Consider the following 19,728-nt stretch of genomic DNA (forward strand, 5'->3'; position numbering starts at 1 on the left):
AATGCAGTCTACATCTGAACATAAGAAAACCTTATTGTTGGTGGATGATGAACCCGTTAACTTACGGGTGCTCAAGCAAGTTTTGCATCAGGATTACCATCTTATCTTTGCCAAAAGTGGCGAAGAGGCCCTGCGCCTCGCGCAAACTGAGCTGCCATCGCTGATCCTACTCGATATTATGATGCCCAATATGACGGGGCTAGAAGTCTGTCAGTTGCTGAAAAATATCCCTGAGACCCAGTCGATCCCTGTGATTTTTGTCACCGCTTTGAATGATGAGCATGATGAAGCTGCGGGCTTTGCCGTGGGCGGGGTCGATTATATTGTAAAGCCGATTTCGGCCACCGTAGTCAAAGCGCGAGTGAAAACCCATTTATCCTTAGTGCAGGCCGATGAATTGCGCCGCACTCGCTTGCAAGTGATCCAACGTTTAGGTCGCGCCGCCGAATATAAAGATAATGAAACCGGTACCCATGTGCTGCGCATGAGCCATTATTCTAAAATTTTGGCCTTGGCCTACGGCTTGAGTGAGGCACAGGCGGATGATTTATTACACGCGGCGCCCATGCACGACATAGGTAAAATCGGTATTCCCGATAGCATTATGCTCAAACCGGGTAAGTTGACCGATGAAGAGTTTGCCATTATGAAAACCCATCCCCATATTGGCGCCGAAATTATCGGTGAGGCGGATTCTGAGCTGCTACGGTTAGCGAAATCCGTGTCTTTAACTCACCACGAGAAATGGAACGGCACTGGTTATCCTAATGGATTGAAAGGCGAAGCCATTCCCTTAGAAGGACGCATAGTTGCCCTCGCCGATGTGTTTGACGCCCTGACCAGTAAACGCCCCTATAAAGAGGCTTGGTCAGTCGAGAAGACCATGGACTATATCCATGAGCAGAGCGGGGTGCATTTCGATCCTGAGTTGGTGCGCTTATTTAGCGATAACTTAGATAAAGTGCTAGAGATTAAAAATAAATGGGTAGATAGCTGATATTAGATTAGCGACAAAAGATAAGGCTCTTGCTATGAGCCTTATCACTCGTTTGAATTACAGTTTTAGATAAAAATCTTTTGTCAGGGCAATCATTTTCTCGGTGTAGCGGCCATCTTCCCGGCGTAGAGTGAGCTCTGTGTATTGACGGGATTCATCGTGACTTTTAGTCTGCGCAGTCTTAGCCAACAGCAGTAACACGCGATTGGCGACCTTATTCTCCACACTGCTAACCCTCACTTCCTGCACAAGATAAAGTTCAGTCTGATCTAGGCAAGCCTTAAAGCGCGTCAGGCTTTGGATGGGCAAAATAAGGCTGGCATAACCCTCAAGCGATAGGCACTGATTTATCGCCTCGAGTAAGGGCGTAAAGCCTAAGGTATCAGTGTGGCGCGCCATCGCCCTATGTTGCTCGTTTGCCTTGGGGCCATGCTCAAAGTAGGGCGGGTTGCAGATGATATGGTCGAAATGCCCTTGATACTCAGGTTGTTGGCAAACGTGCTGAATATCGCCATGTATAAGCTGGCAGCGCTGCGCCCACGGACTTTGCGTCATATTGTATCTACAGGCCGCTGCGGCTTTTTCTTCTAATTCGACAGCGGTGATCTGCCCTTGGCTACGCTGCGCCGCCATTAAACTTAACAATCCACTTCCCGCACCAATATCGAGAATATGCTTAGCCTGCGACAGGGGAGCCCATGCGCCTAATATTACGCCGTCGGTGCTGACGGGCATGCCGCAATTAAGGTCGTCAATGTGGAATTGTTTAAAGGTAAATGCCATGGGAATTACATCATTAAGTGAATAATAAAGATATCGCCCATAAGGGCTAGCGTTATTTTAAAGGGCATAACGCATATTCGCTAAGATTTTTGTGCCTGATACAAATAAGTTCATTCTTCCATTTAGATCTAGTTTTTGTGTTTTTTATGCTGTTTTGAGTCGAAGTTCACTTAATTAACGGTTTAATTTATTACCCCGGTAACGCATTGTTAGCAGTTAATTAGCATTGAAGGGCTTTTTTAGGTGAAAACAATCTTGTCTGTTGTATTGGTTTTTAAATTCTGATATTAGTTTCGCCCCCATTTTTAATCAATTTTATGATTAACGGATAGGTGAACGGGTTTTTAGGTGAATAAATCGGCAGTGAAGCCAATTTTTAGTTCATTTTTGTTTATAAACTCAGCAGATATCGCACATATTTACCACGGAATTGTGTAAACATAGATTTGCACTCCGGATGGGCTTTGTTTTAGCTATGGCTAATCGACACATAATCACTTAAGTTTATTAAAAACAATAAGACAAGATGGGGCTTTCCGTGCAAGACAATCAGATGAGTATCGGGGATACATTAGGCTTAGGTTTTATGACCTTCGCATTTTTTTTGGGGGCGGGTAACTTAATTTTTCCACCCTTTGCGGGCATGTTGGCCGGGGAGAATATGCCCCTTGCTATGTTAGGTTTTCTCATCACTGCCGTAGGTTTACCTTTAGTCGGGCTCATTGCTGTTGCTAAGGCTCAAGGTAAGGTTATGGCTATGCTACCAGTGTTTGCGGCAACCGCATTGGCCATCGCGATTTATATCATTATTGGGCCTGCGTTTGCGGCGCCACGTACGGGCCTTGTGGCCTATGAAATCGGCGCTAAGCCCTTTATCGACAACACTAGCGCGACCGTTATGCTCGGCAGTTTGTCGCTTAATTTGTCGCAACTTATCTATACCCTGTGCTTCTTTACTGTGACTATGCTGCTGGCATTGTTCCCCGGTAAATTACTCGACAGCGTCGGTAAAGTATTAACGCCTATCTTGTTGTTATTGCTGGTGGGTTTAGCCCTGTCTGTGGTGTTTTTGCCCGCTGCAGAAGTTGGCGTGGCCGTGGGTGACTACCAAAACCATCCGCTAACCAAAGGTATCCTCGAAGGCTACAACACCATGGATACCCTAGCATCTTTGATGTTTGGTATGTTGATTATCGATCTGCTGCGTAAAAAGGGGATCGACCAACCTAGCGCGCAGACTAAATACTTGATCCGCGCAGCCTTTATTGCGGCGGCAGGTCTGGCATTTGTTTATGTTTCTTTGTTCTTTTTAGGTGCGACGGCGGGTGATATTGCCGTAGGTGCTAAAAACGGTGGCGAGATTTTAACTAACTATGTGACTCGTGAGTTTGGCAGTTTAGGCACGGTATTACTGTCTACCGTTGTGACCTTAGCCTGCTTAACCACGGCGGTCGGTTTAGTGAGTGCCTGCTCTGAGTTTTTCAATGAGCTGATGCCAAAGCTGTCTTACCGTTTCTTAGTGGTTCTGCTGAGTGCCATCTGTGCCTTGATCGCAAACGTGGGCTTGTCTCAGTTAATTGCTATCAGTATTCCAGTGTTAATGGCGGTTTACCCTGTGGCGATTGCCTTAGTGGCGGTGACCTTCTTGACCGAGCACTTCCCGCGTCCACAGTTTGCACACCGTGCAGCACTGTCTGTAGCCCTGCTGTTTGGTATTTTCGATGGCATGAAAGTCGCAGCGAAAGGCCTCACTGGTGAAGACGGTAAAGGCATCACCGAAGCGGCGCAGAGCTTTATCGATCTCGTTAGCGGTATGTCTCCGACACTGTCAATCCTGCCACTGTACGAAGAAGGCATGGCGTGGTTACTGCCCACCTTAGTCGTGATCGTGCTGTGTTTATTGTTTGGCCGCGGCGGTGCGAAAGCGGTCAGCGCGGCATAAACAAGACGCTGCCACAAGCAGAACAATTGAGTTAATATCAACGGCGTATCCTTAGAATACGCCGTTTTTTTATGGAGTTTTTGTGGCTAAAACCTATCAGTGCGATCCGCTTATTGATGCCTTTCTCGATGATCTTTGGTCCAGTAAGGGCTTAAGTGATAACACCTTGAGTGCCTATCGCACCGATTTACGCCATTTTGACCGCTATCAACAGAGCCAAGGCCTGCGGTTAATCGAGGTGGGGCAAGCCGATGTGCGTGCCTATTTAGCCTACCGAGTCGAACAACAATTTGCCCGCACCAGTAGCGCACGCCTACTTAGCAGTTTACGGCGCTTTTACACTTATTTATTGCAGACCAAACAGATTGCTGGCGATCCTATGGCGCTGATCGAATCGCCCAAATTGAGTCGGCAGTTGCCAGACTCCTTAAGTGAGTCACAGGTCGATAGACTGCTGGCCGAGCCTAATGTGGACGACCCCGTCGAGTGCCGTGATAAAGCCATGCTTGAACTCTTATACGCCACAGGATTGCGGGTGAGTGAGCTGGTTGGGCTTACCCTGGAGCAGATGAGTTTGCGCCAAGGTTTAGTGCGGATTGTGGGTAAGGGCGGTAAAGAGCGGTTAGTGCCCATGGGCGAGCTGGCCATTACCGAGGTTGAACGCTACTTAAGCTTTGCGCGTCACGAACTCTTGGGCAATATCCAGTCCGATGTGGTATTTCCTTCGAAGCGAGCACAGATGATGACGAGGCAAACCTTTTGGCATCGGATCAAGCTCTACGCGAGCCGCGCTGGCATCGAAACCGAACTTTCACCCCATACCCTGCGTCATGCCTTTGCCACCCACTTACTCAACCATGGCGCCGACCTTAGGGTGGTACAATTACTCTTAGGTCACAGTGACTTATCGACGACTCAAATTTATACCCATGTGGCGCGAGCGAGATTACAAGAGTTGCACCAACAGCATCATCCTCGTGGTTAAGTTGTAACCTTCACAAAACCGCGAATGGTTGAATTTAGTTACAGTATAAATTTGCATTCTATCTAGCTTGTCTGTAACTTTTTGCCCCCATACAGGGTCTAATAAGATGACCCATATGTCGCAGTAGCGATTTACTTAATAGGAAGTCCCATGAAGTTGACCCGAGCATTATCTTTAGTTTTCGCGCTTGTTGTTGCGCCTCTGGCCAGCGCCGCTACGGCGACCACTCCCGACACCGCTGCGATTAAGCAAAAACTCAGCGAGATGTTAGACGTTGAAGTGATTTCAATGCAGGATTCACCGATCGAAGGTTTATATCAAGCCATGACCAACCGTGGCGTGCTCTATATCAGCCGCGATGGCTCAAAACTGTTCCACGGTAATTTATACGATATTGATAAGGGCATGAAAAACCTGACGGAAGCGGCGCTTGCTGGCCCTCGTCTGGCGATGATGAAGCCGCTTGAAGATCATATGTTGGTATATAAAGCCAAGGATGAAAAACACGTTGTGACTGTGTTTACCGATGTGAGCTGTGGCTACTGCCGTAAGTTACATAGCCAAATGGCCGACTACAACAAGCTTGGCATTACCGTGCGTTACTTAGCCTTCCCACGTGCTGGTGTACCATCTGCCAATGCCGATGAGATGCAGGCTATTTGGTGTGCTAAGGATCCATTAAAGGCCATGACAGAAGCCAAGGCGGGCAAAAAAGTGTCTGCCGCGACTTGTGATGCCAAGATTGCCGAGCAGTATGAGCTAGGTACCAGCTTTGGCGTTAACGGCACGCCTGCAATTGTATTGGAAGACGGTAATATGATCCCCGGATATCAACCACCTGCCGATCTACTGCGTACCTTAGAAGCTCGCAAATAATCCATTTCGGATAAATTTATCCCATTAAAGGTGAGCTTAAGGCTCACCTTTTTGTTATCTTAGCCCCATGATTGCTTAAGAGTTTGCTCCCTTGATCCATAAGATAGTCCGTCGTCCAACCGTTGATGATAGCCATTTACCCGCTCACCTTCCGCCGTTATTAAGACAGCTTTACGCCCGCCGTGGTGTTATGCCCAACGAATGCGAACTGGTGCTCAAAGGCCTGTTAAGACCCGATACAATGAAGGGCTTAGAACAAGCAGCTAAGCTAATTGCCGATGCGATGCAGCAGGATAAGTCGATACTGATCGTCGGCGATTTTGATGCCGACGGCGCTACCTCGACCAGTGTGTGTTTGCTAGCGCTGCGGATGATGGGCGCGAGCAAGGTCGATTATCTGATCCCCAATCGTTTCGATTACGGTTATGGCCTAAGCCCTGAGATTGTCGCCGTGGCGGCATCCAAACAGGCAGAATTACTGATTACTGTTGATAACGGTATTTCCTCTATTGAGGGTGTAGCCGCCGCCAAAGCCTTTGGCATGCAGGTGGTGATAACCGACCATCACTTACCCGGCCATGAGTTACCGGCGGCCGATGCCATAGTGAATCCCAATCAGCCCGGTTGTCAGTTTGCCAGTAAATCGATTGCTGGCGTCGGGGTTGCCTTTTATCTGATGACGGCGCTTAGGGCAGAGCTGCGCGCTCGTCATTGGTATCAAGCCCGCGGTATTGCCGAGCCCAACCTCGGCACTCTGCTGGATATTGTTGCCCTTGGCACTGTGGCCGACGTGGTGTCGCTCGATGCCAACAATCGTATTCTAGTCGAGGCGGGATTGCAGCGGGTACGCAGTGGTCGATGCCGTGTGGGCATTACCGCCTTACTCGAAGTGGCCAAACGTAATCCAGCTCGCATTGTTGCCTCGGACTTTGGCTTTGCCGTAGGGCCAAGGCTTAATGCCGCCGGCAGGCTGGATGAAATGGCGCTTGGCGTTGAAACCCTGTTGTGCGAAGACATCATGTATGCAAGGCGGATGGCGGCAGAACTCGATAGCCTCAACCAAGAGCGACGTGAGCTTGAGGTCGGAATGCAGCAAGAGGCGCTGAAAAGCCTTGAATATCTAAAGCTTAATGAAGAGCAACTTCCGTGGGGTATTGCCCTCTTTCAAGAGGATTGGCACCAAGGGGTTATAGGTATTCTTGCTTCGCGGATTAAAGATAAATACCACAGACCCGTTATCGCCTTTGCCGACGCGGGTAATGGTGAAATTAAAGGCTCGGCGCGTTCTATCAAAGGCTTGCATATGCGCGATCTGCTGGAGTTGGTTAACTCTCGCCATCCTGGGCTTATCAGCAAATTTGGCGGTCATGCAATGGCGGCGGGCTTAACTTTAAAGTCTGGTGGCTTCGCAACCTTTGCTAAAGCCTATGATGATGCGGTGCGTGAACTGTTAAAGCCTGAGCAGCTCACGGGTGAGCTTTGGTCCGATGGCGAATTAACTCCGACGGAACTTACCCTCGAAATCGCCCAGTTACTGCGTAATGCGGGACCTTGGGGTCAGTCCTTCGAGGAGCCATTATTCGATGGTTATTTTAAGATTATCCAGCAGCGGATTGTGGGGGAGCGCCACCTTAAATTAGTGCTTGAAACCCCATGCAGTACCGTGATGTTAGATGCGATTGCCTTTAATGTGGATTTACACACTTGGCCCGATGCGACGATTCAACATGCGCGCATCGTTTATAAGCTGGATGTGAACGAATATCGCGGTAATTTCACCCTGCAGTTGATGGTCGAGCAAATCGAGCCAATGTAGTCAGTGATTGCGTGGAAGTAAGATGAAAAGGAGTTCAGTTGAAGCCGTTATCGGATAAAAAAATTCGTCAGTTACTCAAGCGTTTTGCCTGGATATATGCGGCATGTTTGAGTATTCCCTTTCTGTCAGCACTTTTGACAACCAAGGAACAGGGCCAAATGCTGATTATCGGCATTTGGCCTGCCGCTTCACTGCTTTACTTTTTGGCTTATCGTCATCTCGCCCATTTATTTAAATATGAAATCAATCGCCACTTGGCATTTACTAACCATGGCGGTGGCACTCTGGCGGGAGCCTTGTATTCATTAGCTAAATTAGTGTTATTTGCCATGGCTTTCATGTTATTGGTAAGCGTCAACAACAGCTAAATCGAGGCGAGTGATGGAATACCGGGTCAGCACAGCGCAAACGGAAATGGATTTTGAGCTTATCCATGGTTTTATTTCCAACAGTTATTGGGCGCAGGGTATGCCGCCAGAACTCTTGCGAAAGGCGCTTAGTAACAGTTTATGTTTTGGGGTGTTTGATAAGGATAATCAGCAGCTTGCCTTTGCGCGACTGATTACCGATAAAGCCACCTTTGCCTACCTTGCCGATGTGTTTGTCCTCGAATCTCACCGCGGCTTAGGTTTAAGTAAGATGATGATGGCAGCAATTATGGAACATCCTGATCTACAAGGATTAAGACGCATAATGCTCGCTACCCGCGATGCCCATGGACTCTATGCGCAATTTGGTTTTAAAGCGGTCGATACACCAGAAACCCTAATGCAAATAAGGCTTGAGAACCCATACCCAGATTTATCCAGTAAATAGGCATGGTACTCAATAAATGATTTCCTAGGGGATGTGACGAAGTGGAATGTCCATTTGATAAGTATGGGTGAATCAAGGTGAAAGGATTAAGAGCTTTTATAAGGGTTGCTTATTTATCATTCTTGTATGTCATTTACCTGACTTTAGGGGGCATTCTTTTTGCGCTGCTTCGAACTGTGATGAGTGAGTTTGGAAATTTCACTGAGTTCATTCATATTTTTCTCACTATGACTATCGTAATAGTGATTCCTTTTTGCTTATTCGGTTTGGTTTTAGACTTCTTTAGGATCAGAGCATATTGTGTTTTGGTTCGGAGGTTAAAGATGAAATACAGTTATTTCTTATCTCTGGACACTAAAGAGCAAGAAGCATTAGCGCGTTCTTTGTGAAGAGTGTTATTTCTCTAAGACAGCAAAAAGCCAGCATCAGCTGGCTTTTTAGTGAGGGGATTAATCGTTAACGATTAAGCCGCTTTAGTCGCTGTGGTTTCGGTACTGTCATCGCTATGGCGAATTAAGTAATCAAATGCACCTAGTGAGGCATTGGCACCGCTACCCATGGCGATGATGATTTGCTTGTAAGGTGAGTTCGTCACGTCACCGGCGGCAAATACGCCCGGTACTGAGGTTTGGCCGCGCTCATCGACGATGATTTCGCCGCGAGGAGTCAAATCCACAGTGCCTTTTAACCATTCGGCATTGGGCACTAAACCGATTTGTACGAAGATACCAGCCAACGCGATATGGTGGCTTTCACCTGTTGCACGGTCGGTATAGTTCAAGCCGTTAACACGCGTACCATCACCAGTCACTTCAGTGGTCATCGCCTGAGTAATGATTTTGATGTTACCCATAGAGGCCGCTTTACGTTGCAGCACATCATCGGCGCGCAGTTTGCTATCAAACTCGAGTACTGTGACGTGTTCAACTATGTTCGCTAAGTCGATTGCCGCTTCGATACCTGAGTTACCGCCACCGATTACCGCTACACGTTTACCTTTAAATAATGGACCGTCGCAGTGTGGGCAGTATGCAACGCCTTTACCACGGTATTCTTTCTCGCCAGGGACGTTCATTTCGCGCCAGCGAGCACCGGTTGCCAGTAGTATGGTACGGCTGCGCAGTGTAGCGCCGCTTGCCAGTTCGAGTTCGAACAAGCCATCGCTTGCCAGTTTAACGGCTTTTTGGTTATCCATGATATCGACTTCATAGTCACGTACATGGGCTTCAAGGTTTGCCACCAATTTTGGACCTTCAGTTGCTTTTACCGAAATAAAGTTTTCGATACCAACAGTTTCGGCGACTTGGCCACCGAATTTATCGGCCACCACACCAGTGCGCAGACCTTTACGGGCGGCATAAATCGCTGCCGCAGCACCAGCTGGGCCACCACCGGCGACTAAGACTTCGTATGGGGCTTTTGGGCTGAGTTCTTCGGCTTTACGGCTGGCCGCGCCAGTATCGAGTTTATTTAAGATCTCACCAATGCTGATGCGACCCGCGGCAAAGACTTCACCGTTCAAGTACACAGACGGTACGGCCATGATATTACGGCTGGCAACTTCATCTTGGAACAGGGCACCGTCGATCATCACGTTGGTGATGTTCGGGTTAATCGCCGCCATCATATTCAGCGCCTGAATCACATCAGGGCAGTTTTGGCAGGTGAGTGACACATAGGTTTCAAACTCATATTTGCCTGGCAGATTACGGATCTGCTCAATGACTTCGTCGCTGAGTTTGATAGGGTGTCCACCCGTGTGCAGCAGAGCTAACACGAGTGAGGTAAATTCGTGACCCATAGGCAGACCAGCAAAGCTAATCTGAGTATTGAGTTCTGGGTTAACCACTGTCATCGCTGGCGTGCGGGGGCCTTGAGCTTCTTTGAGGCTCACTAATGTTGAAAGGCTAACGATGTCATTGGCTAAGCTTTTTAATTCTTGAGACTTTCTGCTTTCATCTGCTGACACGACAAGTTCAACTGGTCTCTTGAGGTTTTGCAGATAGGTTTGCAGTTGATTTTTTAAATTCGCATCTAACATGATGACTCCAAAATCAGTATAAAAAATTGAAAAGAGAGAAAAACGCGAGGGTGCCAACCTAGAACCTTGCAGGGGGCGGTTATCTCTTCCTATTTGGCACCGCAGTTGCGTTGGCTGCATTTACTCACCCCAATCACTTAGATACTAAGCTCATGGGGATGCGTGCAATTGCCGTCTTACTGCGCTGCCAACTAGCTTGAGATACTAGGTTGGCGGGGTTGACCTTTAGGCTAGATTAGATTTTGCCTACTAGGTCTAAAGATGGTGCTAAGGTTTCGTCACCTGGTTGCCATTTAGCTGGGCAAACTTCGCCATCGTGAGTTGCAACGTACTGAGCGGCTTGGATCTTACGAACCAGTTCAGACGCGCTACGGCCGATGCCTAGGTCATGGATTTCAGCAACTTTCACTTGGCCTTCAGGGTTGATAACGAAAGTACCACGCAGTGCTAAACCTTCTTCTTCGATCATCACACCGAAGTTACGGCTGATTACGCCAGTAGGGTCAGCCAGCATTGGGAAGTTGATCTTCTTGATGGTGTCAGAAGTATCGTGCCATGCTTTGTGAGTGAAGTGAGTGTCAGTCGATACTGAGTAAACTTCAACGCCCATAGATTGTAACTTAGCGTAGTGATCCGCCATGTCGCCTAATTCAGTTGGGCAAACGAAAGTGAAGTCTGCTGGATAGAAGAATACAACTGACCATTTACCTAACAGATCTTGTTCAGTTACAGGAACGAACTCACCATTGTGGTAAGCAGTGGCTTTGAATGGTTTGATTGTGCTGTTGATAATTGACTGAGTCATTTTATGCTTCCATTTAGTTGATTATGGTGAATTAAGTACGAGTCACTTAACTTGTGTCCCGTTGATGTGAAGCATATTACCCAGTCCAGAATGATAAATATAACGCATAAAAACTATCATCCTAATCGATTTTGTCGAATTTGAAAGATTTGAGAGAGTGGGTTAATCGATTTTGCAGTACTGGCGCGTGTTAGCGGCTAATTGATTGTTTACTTTGGTTAAGTAGACATAAGAAAGGCAATAAAAAAGGGATATCGACGATATCCCTTCAAACATCAAAACGATTACAACAAGCTACTGAGGTTCTAGGTTCTAGGTTCTAGGTTCTAGGTTCTAGGTTCTAGGTTCTAGGTTCTAGGTTCTAGGTTCTAGGTTCTAGTTTTGCGCCTTAGGCTGAGTTAACCAAGTGCTGAGTAGGCGCACACCATAGCCAGTGGCGCCAGCTGGCACCACGGCAGTATCGGTGGCGGTTAAGGCATTGCCAGCGATATCGAGGTGAGCCCAAGGTTGCTCACCCGCAAAGTGTTTGAGGAACATGGCGGCAGATGATGCTCCCGCGCTGCCTTCTTTACCGGTATTCTTCAAATCGGCGATGGTGGATTTCAGCTCATCGTCGTAGGCTTGATCTAACGGCAAGCGCCAAACTTTTTCTCCCACCTGTTGACCCGCAAAGGTGAGCTGCTGCACTAGCGGCTCTGAATCGGTAAATAATCCCGCATACACACTACCCAGCGCGCCCACTTTCGAGCCTGTGAGGGTCGCCACATCGACGATAATCGAAGGACGATAGTTCTCACGGGCATACCAAAGACCGTCGGCTAACACTAAGCGGCCTTCTGCATCGGTGTTGAGCACTTCAACCGTGAGGCCTTGGGCGGTTTTAATCACATCGCCTGGGATCATTGCATGTCCCGATACCATGTTTTCCGCCATCGGCATAATCGCAACTAGGTTTACCGGCGCCTTTTGAATAGCCATGGCCTTGACTGTGCCGAGCACGGTCGCTGCGCCCGCCATATCGGACTTCATTCGCGCGATAGAGGTGCCTGTGGCCTTGATATTGTAGCCGCCAGAGTCGAAGGTAATGCCTTTACCCACCAGAGCAATAGGGGCTTCTTTGCTGCCGGGCCAATGGGCGACAACCAGCTTAGGTGGACGCTCACTGCCTTTACCTACCGCGGCTAACGCACCTAGGTTTAAACGTTCAATATCTTTGGCTTCGAGCACTGTGACTTTTACGCCGAGGGACTTAAGTTTACGCGCCTCGTTGGCGAAGCTTTCGGGATACATAATGCCTGCTGGCGCATTGGTGAGGTCCCGCGCTAAAAACACACCCGCTTCAATAGCTTGCAGATTCTTATGGTGTTTTTGGTTTAGGCTTAAGTCATCAACCCCGATTTGATAGTTCTTCTCAGCGCGATTGCTGGCTTTAAATTGAGTGTAGCGGTAGCTGCGCAGCTCAATGCCATGGGCTAATTCGGAGCCAAACAGCGGCGCGTTACTTAAGCCTTGGGTTAGCACACGCACAGTGGCTTGAGGCACGGTTTCAAGCTTGGCGGCAATATTGCCCCCTAAGATGTTGATTTCACCGGGTGTTAAGGTCTTAGCATCACCAATTCCAACTAATAAAACCCGCTTAGCATCGATTTCGCTCGGGACTAGGATTTCTAAGATTTCACCGCGTTTACCCGAAAAACTGTTGTCGGCGACCGCAAGGTTGAGTTGGTCTTGAGTCGATTGGGGTAAAAAATCGAGACTATAGGTTGTCGAATCAGCGCTTTGGAACAGCACTAATGTGTCGGAATTGAGTGAGTTACGAGTGTCAAAACTAAAGGTTTCGGCGTTAGCATTGAGAGAGTTAAGGCACGCCAGCGCCATAACGCTTAACAAAAATTTATTCTTATTTTTCATGGTGACAACTCAAATCGGTAGAGAGTGAGAAGCATAGCAAAGCTGAGTCTTAGGGTTAACTAATTTAAGTCATTTGACTGAGATTAATCTTAATTCCAAGGGCCAAAGCGTGTCAGTGAACGCTCAAGGGCAAAATCCAGTTGCTGTGACAGGGTTTGCGCCTGACTCTTTAGTGCCGACGCGCCCAAAGATTGCGGTGTTTGGCTGGCAAAAATCACCCAATTGCCACCGCTGGTGAGGCAGGCATGCACGTGGGCAAAATGGCGTTGCAGATCGGCGAGTAACTCGCGATTTTGGCTGTGTTCCTTCCAGCAGTTCAACACTAAATAGCCATTGGGTTTAATGAGTTGTGTGCATTGCTCAAGGAAGATAGGCGAGAGTTGCCCCGTATCGACCCCTTTGGCACTGTAGATATCAGCAAAAATCACATCGACCTTTTTATGCTCAGCCGATGCCATAAAGGCGACGGCATCTTGGTTGATTAGATTAAGCTTTTTGCCAATCGGTAATTGAAAGTAACGCTTGGCAAGTTCAATCACGGCCGGGCGAAGTTCAACTGCGGTAAGTTTAATTGCGGCATCGAAGCGGCGCAGGGCATGTATGAGGGCGCCGCCGCCAAGGCCGAGTACGATGGCGCTTTTGGGTTGGCAAAATAACAACACCAGTAGCATGCCTTGCACATAGGTATGTTGTGGGATGTGCGGGGCGGTTTTAAGAATTTTGCTCTGCTCATCGTTGTCGCCAAAGGACAGCACGCGGGTATCACCATAGTCGAGCACGCGGATTGGCCCTAGGGCATCTTGGGTTTCGTGTAGCAAAGTGGCGTCGGCCATGACTTATTACTCTATTTGCGTTGGGCTGATCTGGGACTCTATAACTGCTGGTGCAAAAAAGTTAGAATTCAGCTGGTTTCGTTTTTTAAGTGGCTATTATGACAAATCAAATCCTGCTTGCCTGTATTTATCTTGCGGTGTTTATCTTTTTGCAGCGTGCTTTAACCCAATGGGTGAAAAAACTCTCACTAATGAAGCAGGTGAGTGCGGCGCGTACCAGCCTTGTTACTCGGTTTATTTCCTATGTGATGTTTTTTATCACTCTGTCTTTGATGGCGGTGTCCCTCGGCTTGGGTTATCAGGACGTGTCGCTGTTTGTCTCATCTGCGTTTGCGGTGATGGGCGTCGCTTTAGTCGCTCAATGGTCGATACTAAGTAATTTAACCGCAGGCGTGCTGATTTTCTTTGTGTTTCCGTATCGGATTGGTGAGCGTATTCGGGTAGTAGATAAGGATGAAGATATTAGTGGCGTGATTATCGAAATCGCGCTGTTTCATGTACTTATCCTTAGGGACAATGGCGATACCATCACCTATCCCAACAATTTGATGCTGCAAAAGGCTGTGTTGAAGCTGGCGGATCAGGCGCCCCTCGCCGAGCGCCAAGCGTTGCTGGATGGCAAAAAGAAACTCGACCTAGAGTAACTATTCTCCTTTATGTGCGCCGCAGCAGTACATTTATTAGCAAACTGTTGTCGGCGCCTCATGAACTGATTAGATTTATTATCTTCCCGTGAGCTTTACTTGCTTGAAGTGTTTTTCATAACAAAATCAGCGTATTTGCTTACATCCATTCCCTTTTCTTTACCTTGGTTTGTGTCACGTCGCACGGTTTAGCTCAGTCTAGTACTTAGAATTCGTGTTTTTGTTTTTACCAAGGGAACGAATCGAATGAAATCTAAACTCTTAGCCGTGACGATTAGCGCGCTGTTAACCACACAACTAACAGGTTGTATGGGACAAATGGGTCTGAGCCAAATGGTGACTAAGGGCAACTTAAGCGCGGTAGATAACCGTTATGGCCGTGCGGGCTTATTTATTCTGTTAAGTCCTGTGTATGGTTTGGCGGCAACGGGCGATCTCTTTATCGTTAACACTATTGAGTTTTGGACGGGTAAGAACCCGATCACCGATAAATCCCCTGCGGTCGTTGATATGCCTGTGGACTCGATTTTTAAGGTGAATCCCCATGTGAGTGATGAGCTGAAATCGGCGCCCGTTAAACTGACTCAGGCACAAATTGCCTATCCCGATGAGCACACTGTGACTATGACCTTAGCCTACGAAGATGGCAGCTCTCAGTTACTGTCGGGCCGTAAATCGGGGGATGATGTGGACTTCTTCCTCGACGAGACTTTTATTGCCCGCGTGAGCAACCAAGAGCTGGTGGCCTATAGCCAAAGCCGTTTAAGAGATTTTTAAATCAACTACTTAAGTTGCTTGAATATGATGTGTGTATTACCACTGTATAATGCCATGGCAGCTTAAGATTGAGATTGGTGCGAAAGAAATGAAGGGCTTAAAGAGTTAAGCCCTTCATTTTTTCATCTTTAGGTGCGCAATATTATTGATAGTTACCTTTAGAGAAGGTGTGTACGCTAAAATTTTTAACTTGTTATCGCTCAATAATTTGAGTGACATCATCTTGTTTTATCATCACTTCTCGTCCATCTTCATCATAATAAAGATACATCCCCGTGGTTTTATCCAGTTTAGGCTTGCTATCGGAGGTGATCATTTTGCCATCCTTAGTACTCATAATGTACTGTGAGCTGCAACCAACGAGTCCCAGTAAACAAGCTAGAAGTAATATGGTTTTGTTCATCTTTTCTTCCCTAGTCTTCATTCTCACCGCGAGAATGCCTAATTAAGCCTAGTTGAAGCCTAATCTTTTCGACAGGGCAGCCAGATTTTTTCTATCGCTGAAGATTAAAGTTGCGATGTTCAGAACCTTATGTTTTCAACAGAACTTAGTATAGATGATGTTAACTATCTGAGGACTCTGCTAAAAAATGCGATTGCTTGCTGATACATTTGCAGCGCCAGTGCGGGATCGTAGCGCTCACCTTCATCACGCATAAAGGCATGCTGAGCATTAACCTCTAACCAACTGAAACTGCGGTTTTTAGCCATCAATTGTTGGTGGATCAATACCCGACCTTCGGGCGATACATGGGGATCTTGCTTGCCAAACACTAACACTAATTCCCCTTGAATATCGCCGCTGCGACTCAGTGAATCATTGCCGTAGGCGCAGGGCAGGGTATTGGAATGAATGTCGGTCGGATATAGGCAAAAGGCGCCTAAAATCTCGGGATTGAGTGCAGCGCGGTAGGCTAAGTGGCCGCCAATACACACGCCCATACTGCCGACCTTACCCGTGCAATAACTCTGCTGACGGGCAAAATCGATAAGGGCTTGGGTGTCGCTGTCGTGTTGCTCTAAGGGTTTGGCAAATTTATCGGCATTGCCTTTATCTTTACCCGCATCATCATAGGCTAGTACAGTGCCTATCGGATTTAGCTCATGGAAGACTTCTGGCACTAACACCACAAAACCATGGCCTGCGAGGATAGTCGCGGTGCGGGCAATGGGCGCGGTTTGCTGAAAAATCTCAGAATAGAAGAGGATACAAGGGAATTGCCCTGGGGCATCTGGGCGATAGACATAAGTGCGCATCGGCCCTGTGGGCGTGTTGATATCCTGAGTTTGCTGAGTCACTAACATATTTAGTTTCCTCTGTGAGGCTTCAATGTTGAAGCCTCACTTTAGCAGTCAGGTATGGTTCTGTCAGTTAAAACAGTTCGTTACCAGAGCGCTCACCCGCGAGTACCGCTTTGACATTGCTCAGGGTTGTGTGGGCAATCGCGCCCAGCGCTTCTTCGGTGAGGAAGGCTTGGTGACCGGTAAAAATCACGTTGTGGCAGGCGGATAAGCGACGGAACACATCGTCTTGAATGATTTGGTTCGACTTGTCCTCGAAAAACAATTCTTTTTCGTTTTCATACACATCAAGCCCTAAGGAGCCAATCTGGCCAAGCTTTAAGGCTTCCATCGCATCGAAGGCGTTGAGCAGACCGCCGCGGCTGGTGTTGATCACCATGACGCCGGGTTTCATCTTGGCAAAGCTTTCTTTATTCAGCAGATGGTGGTTATCGGCGGTTAATGGGCAATGCAGGCTGATAATATCGCTGTTGGCATAAATGGTATCCAGATCCTGATATTCCACATTGAGCGCTTCTACTGCAGGATTTGGGTAGGGGTCAAAGGCAATCACTTTACAGCCAAAACCGAGCAATACCTTAATTGTGGCGACCCCAATCTTACCTGTGCCTATTACGCCGACAGTTTTGCCAAACATATTAAACCCGACCAAGCCTTCGAGGGAGAAGTTCGCATCACGGGTGCGCTGGTAGGCTTTATGGATTTTACGGTTTAAGGTCAGCATTAAGGCGACAGTATGCTCGGCCACAGATTCGGGGGAATAAGCGGGTACGTTGACCACTTGCATGCCTAGGCGTTTGGCGGCGACTAAGTCGACATTGTTAAAACCCGCGCAGCGCATGGCAATGATTTTCGTGCCACCTTTGGCAAGCTCGACCAACACTTCTTCACAGAGGGAGTCGTTAACAAAGGCGCACACCACCTCAAAACCTTCGGCAAGCTTAACGGTTTGCATGCAGAGGCGATAATCGAAATACTCAATTTGCGCACCAAATGCGGCATTTGTACGGTTAAAATGCTGCATGTCATAGTGTTTTGCGCTAAAAAATCCAATTCTCATTTCAATCACCTAAAGGTTACATTGTTACTGGCACTGAGTGTATGTGACTCGGCGACGTTTGTCCTCTGGTGATGAATTTACCCCGTAAAAAGAGTGAGCTTTGTCATCAATTGCACAAAAAATCATAAAAAAAGCGAGCCCCTGACGGCTCGCTTGTACTGATAAGCTTGAAGATTCAAGCTGGGCTCAAATGGGTCGTGCTATGTGAGCCTTAGGTTAGTCCCTTAACCTAGAAACGTTTGATACTAGTGATCTTTCGCGTATTTCGCGGCAGATGCACCCGCGATACGGCCGTAGGTCACGATATCAGAGATGGCGTTACCACCTAAACGGTTAGCACCGTGAACACCACCAGTCACTTCACCTGCAGCGTATAAACCGCTGATAGGTTTACCGGTTTTTTCACTCTTCACTTCGGCTTGAGTATCGATAACGATACCACCCATAGTGTGGTGAACCGCTGGTGCGATTTCTAAGGCATAGAAAGGCGCAGTGGCGATTTCACGTGGCAGGTTTGGACGCTCGAATTGCGTGTCTTTACCTGATTTCACAAAACCGTTGTAAGAAGTGACGGTTTTCGCCAGTTCAGCGGCAGGCACATCGAGTTGTTTCGCTAAATCTTCGATGGTTTTGCCTTCTTTAACGATGTTCAAGTGAACATAGCCTTCGATGGCTTTTAAGCTCTTACGGATAGAGTCATCGAATACGAGGTAAGCGCTTTCGCCTTTCTGTTGGAGAATCGCTGCAGACGCTTTATCACGGGTCGTGATTTCGTTCATGAAGCGGTTACCGTCACGGTTAACCACGATAGCACCGTTACCACGTACCGCTTCGGTGATCATCACACCACCGGCTGGTGAGTAAGTTGGGTGAGCTTGGATGTATTCTAAGTCACGAGTTGCTGCGCCCGCTTGCAGCGCAACGTCTAAGCCGTCACCGGTTGCACCTGGGTGGTTAGTCGCTTTAAAGCCTTTTAACTTAGGATCGTACTTAGCAACGCGGTCGTTGTTTTTCGCAAAACCACCGGCAGCAATCACGACGGCATCGGCCTTGATCACATAGTAGCCAGTGTATTCACCTTTCACTAAAACACCGGTCACTTTGCCGCTTGCATCTTCAAGGATGCGGACAACACGGCTGTTTAAACGAATGTCAGTACCACGTTTAACGGCGTTGTCCCACAGCACTTGAGCAACGTGTGCACCCACACCCGCACCACCGGTTGGACGGTGACTACGGTTCACGCTTGCGCCACCCATACGGCCCACGTCAGTCATGTCGGCACCCATAGAGGTTAACCAATCGATAGAGTCTGAAGAGTTGTTGGCCAGGACTTTCACTAATTCAGGATCGTTAATGTTACGACCACCTTTCATGGTGTCGTCGATCATGATTTGTTTCTTATCTTGGATACCTAACTTAGCTTGTGGCTTAGTTTCTGCGGCGTTCATACCACCAGCAGCCAGTTTAGTGTTACCACCTGGGATATGTTCTTTTTCTAACAGGATCACTTTTGCGCCAGCGTCACGGGCTGAAACGGCGGCAGCAAGACCTGCACCACCCGAACCGATAACTACGACGTCTGTGGTTTCTTTCACGCCAGCGGCAATGGCTTTATCTTGAGCCGCTTTGTCTGCATCAACAGGCACAAACTTACGTTCCCACTTGCCGCCAAATGGCATATCGAAGCCGAAGCTGTGGCAAGCGTCACAGTAAGTCACTGATTTTTCGTGGCCTTTGTGGCAGCTGGTACAAGCGATTTCACCGATTAAGTGAGATTTGTGCGGAGAAACTTTATCTTTTGGCGTTGCAGCAGCCAGTTCTTTTAAATCACCGTGGCAGCTAACGCATTGGGCATTTTCATGGGTCAGGTTGTCGTTAGTCACGCCACCTTTGTCTGATACGTGGCAGCTATCGCAGCCACCCATTTCACCGTGAAAATCGGCTAGTACTTCTGGTGCGGCATAGGCTGTGCCTGCCATTGCACCAGAGATCAGCATGGCTAGTGCTGTTTTTTGAATCTTTCTTGTGAACATAATCGTTCCTCCGCCGTACATTTCATCTACTTAATAAGGGTTATTCATCATGGCGTGATATTTATATTTTACGTGGCTCACGCGCTTTTAGAGTATTCTCCATG

At 47.8% G+C, this 19,728-nt stretch carries 18 protein-coding genes; 9 read left to right on the top strand and 9 right to left on the bottom strand.

All coding sequences use genetic code 11. The features are described from left to right. Position 1: 1 nt before the first annotated feature. On the top strand, positions 2–997 hold the full coding sequence (locus ACUZ8J_RS04375) for a response regulator (RefSeq protein WP_109286510.1): 996 nt from the start codon (positions 2–4) through the stop codon (positions 995–997). A gap of 57 nt (positions 998–1,054) precedes the next feature. On the opposite strand, the gene ACUZ8J_RS04380 is transcribed toward ACUZ8J_RS04375, so the two are convergent. Beyond that, the gene (locus tag ACUZ8J_RS04380) at positions 1,055–1,780 is read right to left on the bottom strand and encodes a tRNA1(Val) (adenine(37)-N6)-methyltransferase (protein ID WP_446693182.1); all 726 of its coding nucleotides are present in this window, start codon (positions 1,778–1,780) and stop codon (positions 1,055–1,057) included. Positions 1,781–2,306: 526 nt separating this feature from the next. Here ACUZ8J_RS04380 and brnQ point away from each other — a divergent pair. The 6 genes from brnQ (at position 2,307) to ACUZ8J_RS04410 (ending at position 8,215) form a co-directional block, all read left to right on the top strand. Next, positions 2,307–3,722: a branched-chain amino acid transport system II carrier protein gene (gene brnQ / locus ACUZ8J_RS04385; protein WP_167373550.1), complete on the top strand. Its 1,416-nt coding sequence runs from the start codon at positions 2,307–2,309 to the stop codon at positions 3,720–3,722. A gap of 82 nt (positions 3,723–3,804) precedes the next feature. Continuing rightward, positions 3,805–4,707 (top strand): site-specific tyrosine recombinase XerD, encoded by a 903-nt coding sequence (gene xerD / locus ACUZ8J_RS04390; RefSeq protein ID WP_089067073.1) that lies wholly within the window; start codon positions 3,805–3,807, stop codon positions 4,705–4,707. A 150-nt stretch (positions 4,708–4,857) separates the two neighbouring features. Continuing rightward, positions 4,858–5,583 carry a bifunctional protein-disulfide isomerase/oxidoreductase DsbC gene (gene dsbC / locus ACUZ8J_RS04395; protein WP_011621591.1) on the top strand — a complete coding sequence of 242 codons (726 nt, stop codon included), beginning with the start codon at positions 4,858–4,860 and terminating at the stop codon, positions 5,581–5,583. Positions 5,584–5,674: 91 nt separating this feature from the next. Next, complete coding sequence (recJ, locus tag ACUZ8J_RS04400) at positions 5,675–7,399, top strand: single-stranded-DNA-specific exonuclease RecJ (RefSeq protein ID WP_086902656.1); 1,725 nt, start codon at positions 5,675–5,677, stop codon at positions 7,397–7,399. Between the two features lie 38 nt (positions 7,400–7,437). Then, positions 7,438–7,767, top strand: a complete 330-nt coding sequence (locus ACUZ8J_RS04405; protein ID WP_011718131.1) for a hypothetical protein — start codon at positions 7,438–7,440, stop codon at positions 7,765–7,767. Between the two features lie 13 nt (positions 7,768–7,780). Further along, positions 7,781–8,215, top strand: coding sequence for a GNAT family N-acetyltransferase (locus ACUZ8J_RS04410; protein ID WP_446693183.1), 435 nt, complete (start codon positions 7,781–7,783; stop codon positions 8,213–8,215). A gap of 463 nt (positions 8,216–8,678) precedes the next feature. On the opposite strand, the gene ahpF is transcribed toward ACUZ8J_RS04410, so the two are convergent. The 4 genes from ahpF to ACUZ8J_RS04430 form a co-directional block, all read right to left on the bottom strand. After that, positions 8,679–10,256 (bottom strand): alkyl hydroperoxide reductase subunit F, encoded by a 1,578-nt coding sequence (ahpF, locus tag ACUZ8J_RS04415; protein WP_446693184.1) that lies wholly within the window; start codon positions 10,254–10,256, stop codon positions 8,679–8,681. 235 nt (positions 10,257–10,491) lie between these two features. Next, positions 10,492–11,061, bottom strand: coding sequence for an alkyl hydroperoxide reductase subunit C (gene ahpC / locus ACUZ8J_RS04420; protein ID WP_011718128.1), 570 nt, complete (start codon positions 11,059–11,061; stop codon positions 10,492–10,494). A gap of 375 nt (positions 11,062–11,436) precedes the next feature. Then, positions 11,437–12,972, bottom strand: a complete 1,536-nt coding sequence (locus ACUZ8J_RS04425) for a leucyl aminopeptidase (RefSeq protein ID WP_023266587.1) — start codon at positions 12,970–12,972, stop codon at positions 11,437–11,439. 89 nt (positions 12,973–13,061) lie between these two features. Continuing rightward, complete coding sequence (locus tag ACUZ8J_RS04430) at positions 13,062–13,805, bottom strand: spermidine synthase (protein ID WP_023266586.1); 744 nt, start codon at positions 13,803–13,805, stop codon at positions 13,062–13,064. A 98-nt stretch (positions 13,806–13,903) separates the two neighbouring features. Here ACUZ8J_RS04430 and ACUZ8J_RS04435 point away from each other — a divergent pair, with 98 nt between their 5' ends. Further along, positions 13,904–14,449 (top strand): mechanosensitive ion channel family protein, encoded by a 546-nt coding sequence (locus ACUZ8J_RS04435; protein ID WP_133180034.1) that lies wholly within the window; start codon positions 13,904–13,906, stop codon positions 14,447–14,449. Between the two features lie 246 nt (positions 14,450–14,695). Then, the gene (locus tag ACUZ8J_RS04440; protein ID WP_446693185.1) at positions 14,696–15,226 is read left to right on the top strand and encodes a DUF3332 domain-containing protein; all 531 of its coding nucleotides are present in this window, start codon (positions 14,696–14,698) and stop codon (positions 15,224–15,226) included. Between the two features lie 193 nt (positions 15,227–15,419). Here the strand turns inward: ACUZ8J_RS04440 and ACUZ8J_RS04445 are convergent, their stop codons facing one another. From ACUZ8J_RS04445 to fccA, 4 genes are all read right to left on the bottom strand, one after another. Beyond that, positions 15,420–15,650: a YgdI/YgdR family lipoprotein gene (locus tag ACUZ8J_RS04445; RefSeq protein ID WP_446693186.1), complete on the bottom strand. Its 231-nt coding sequence runs from the start codon at positions 15,648–15,650 to the stop codon at positions 15,420–15,422. Positions 15,651–15,793: 143 nt separating this feature from the next. Further along, positions 15,794–16,531 carry a dienelactone hydrolase family protein gene (locus ACUZ8J_RS04450; protein ID WP_446693187.1) on the bottom strand — a complete coding sequence of 246 codons (738 nt, stop codon included), beginning with the start codon at positions 16,529–16,531 and terminating at the stop codon, positions 15,794–15,796. A 67-nt stretch (positions 16,532–16,598) separates the two neighbouring features. Next, a complete protein-coding gene (gene ldhA, locus ACUZ8J_RS04455) occupies positions 16,599–17,588 on the bottom strand; it encodes a lactate dehydrogenase LdhA (RefSeq protein WP_088210283.1) in 990 nt (329 codons plus the stop codon). Between the two features lie 245 nt (positions 17,589–17,833). Further along, entirely contained in the window at positions 17,834–19,624 is a 1,791-nt protein-coding gene (fccA, locus tag ACUZ8J_RS04460) for a fumarate reductase flavoprotein subunit FccA (protein ID WP_446693188.1), read from the bottom strand. Positions 19,625–19,728: the final 104 nt, after the last annotated feature.

It is taken from the genome of Shewanella sp. Koi 1 (assembly GCF_052907445.1).

Coding starts and splice junctions, on each gene's coding strand:
- ahpF (WP_446693184.1), bottom strand. CDS start 10,256: ATGTTAGATGCGAATTTAAAAAATCAACTGCAAACCTATCTGCAAAAC.
- ACUZ8J_RS04375 (WP_109286510.1), top strand. CDS start 2: ATGCAGTCTACATCTGAACATAAGAAAACCTTATTGTTGGTGGATGAT.
- ACUZ8J_RS04435 (WP_133180034.1), top strand. CDS start 13,904: ATGACAAATCAAATCCTGCTTGCCTGTATTTATCTTGCGGTGTTTATC.
- dsbC (WP_011621591.1), top strand. CDS start 4,858: ATGAAGTTGACCCGAGCATTATCTTTAGTTTTCGCGCTTGTTGTTGCG.
- ACUZ8J_RS04430 (WP_023266586.1), bottom strand. CDS start 13,805: ATGGCCGACGCCACTTTGCTACACGAAACCCAAGATGCCCTAGGGCCA.
- brnQ (WP_167373550.1), top strand. CDS start 2,307: ATGGGGCTTTCCGTGCAAGACAATCAGATGAGTATCGGGGATACATTA.
- ACUZ8J_RS04380 (WP_446693182.1), bottom strand. CDS start 1,780: ATGGCATTTACCTTTAAACAATTCCACATTGACGACCTTAATTGCGGC.
- ACUZ8J_RS04450 (WP_446693187.1), bottom strand. CDS start 16,531: ATGTTAGTGACTCAGCAAACTCAGGATATCAACACGCCCACAGGGCCG.
- ACUZ8J_RS04410 (WP_446693183.1), top strand. CDS start 7,781: ATGGAATACCGGGTCAGCACAGCGCAAACGGAAATGGATTTTGAGCTT.
- fccA (WP_446693188.1), bottom strand. CDS start 19,624: ATGTTCACAAGAAAGATTCAAAAAACAGCACTAGCCATGCTGATCTCT.
- ldhA (WP_088210283.1), bottom strand. CDS start 17,588: ATGAGAATTGGATTTTTTAGCGCAAAACACTATGACATGCAGCATTTT.
- ACUZ8J_RS04440 (WP_446693185.1), top strand. CDS start 14,696: ATGAAATCTAAACTCTTAGCCGTGACGATTAGCGCGCTGTTAACCACA.
- ahpC (WP_011718128.1), bottom strand. CDS start 11,061: ATGACTCAGTCAATTATCAACAGCACAATCAAACCATTCAAAGCCACT.
- ACUZ8J_RS04425 (WP_023266587.1), bottom strand. CDS start 12,972: ATGAAAAATAAGAATAAATTTTTGTTAAGCGTTATGGCGCTGGCGTGC.
- ACUZ8J_RS04445 (WP_446693186.1), bottom strand. CDS start 15,650: ATGAAGACTAGGGAAGAAAAGATGAACAAAACCATATTACTTCTAGCT.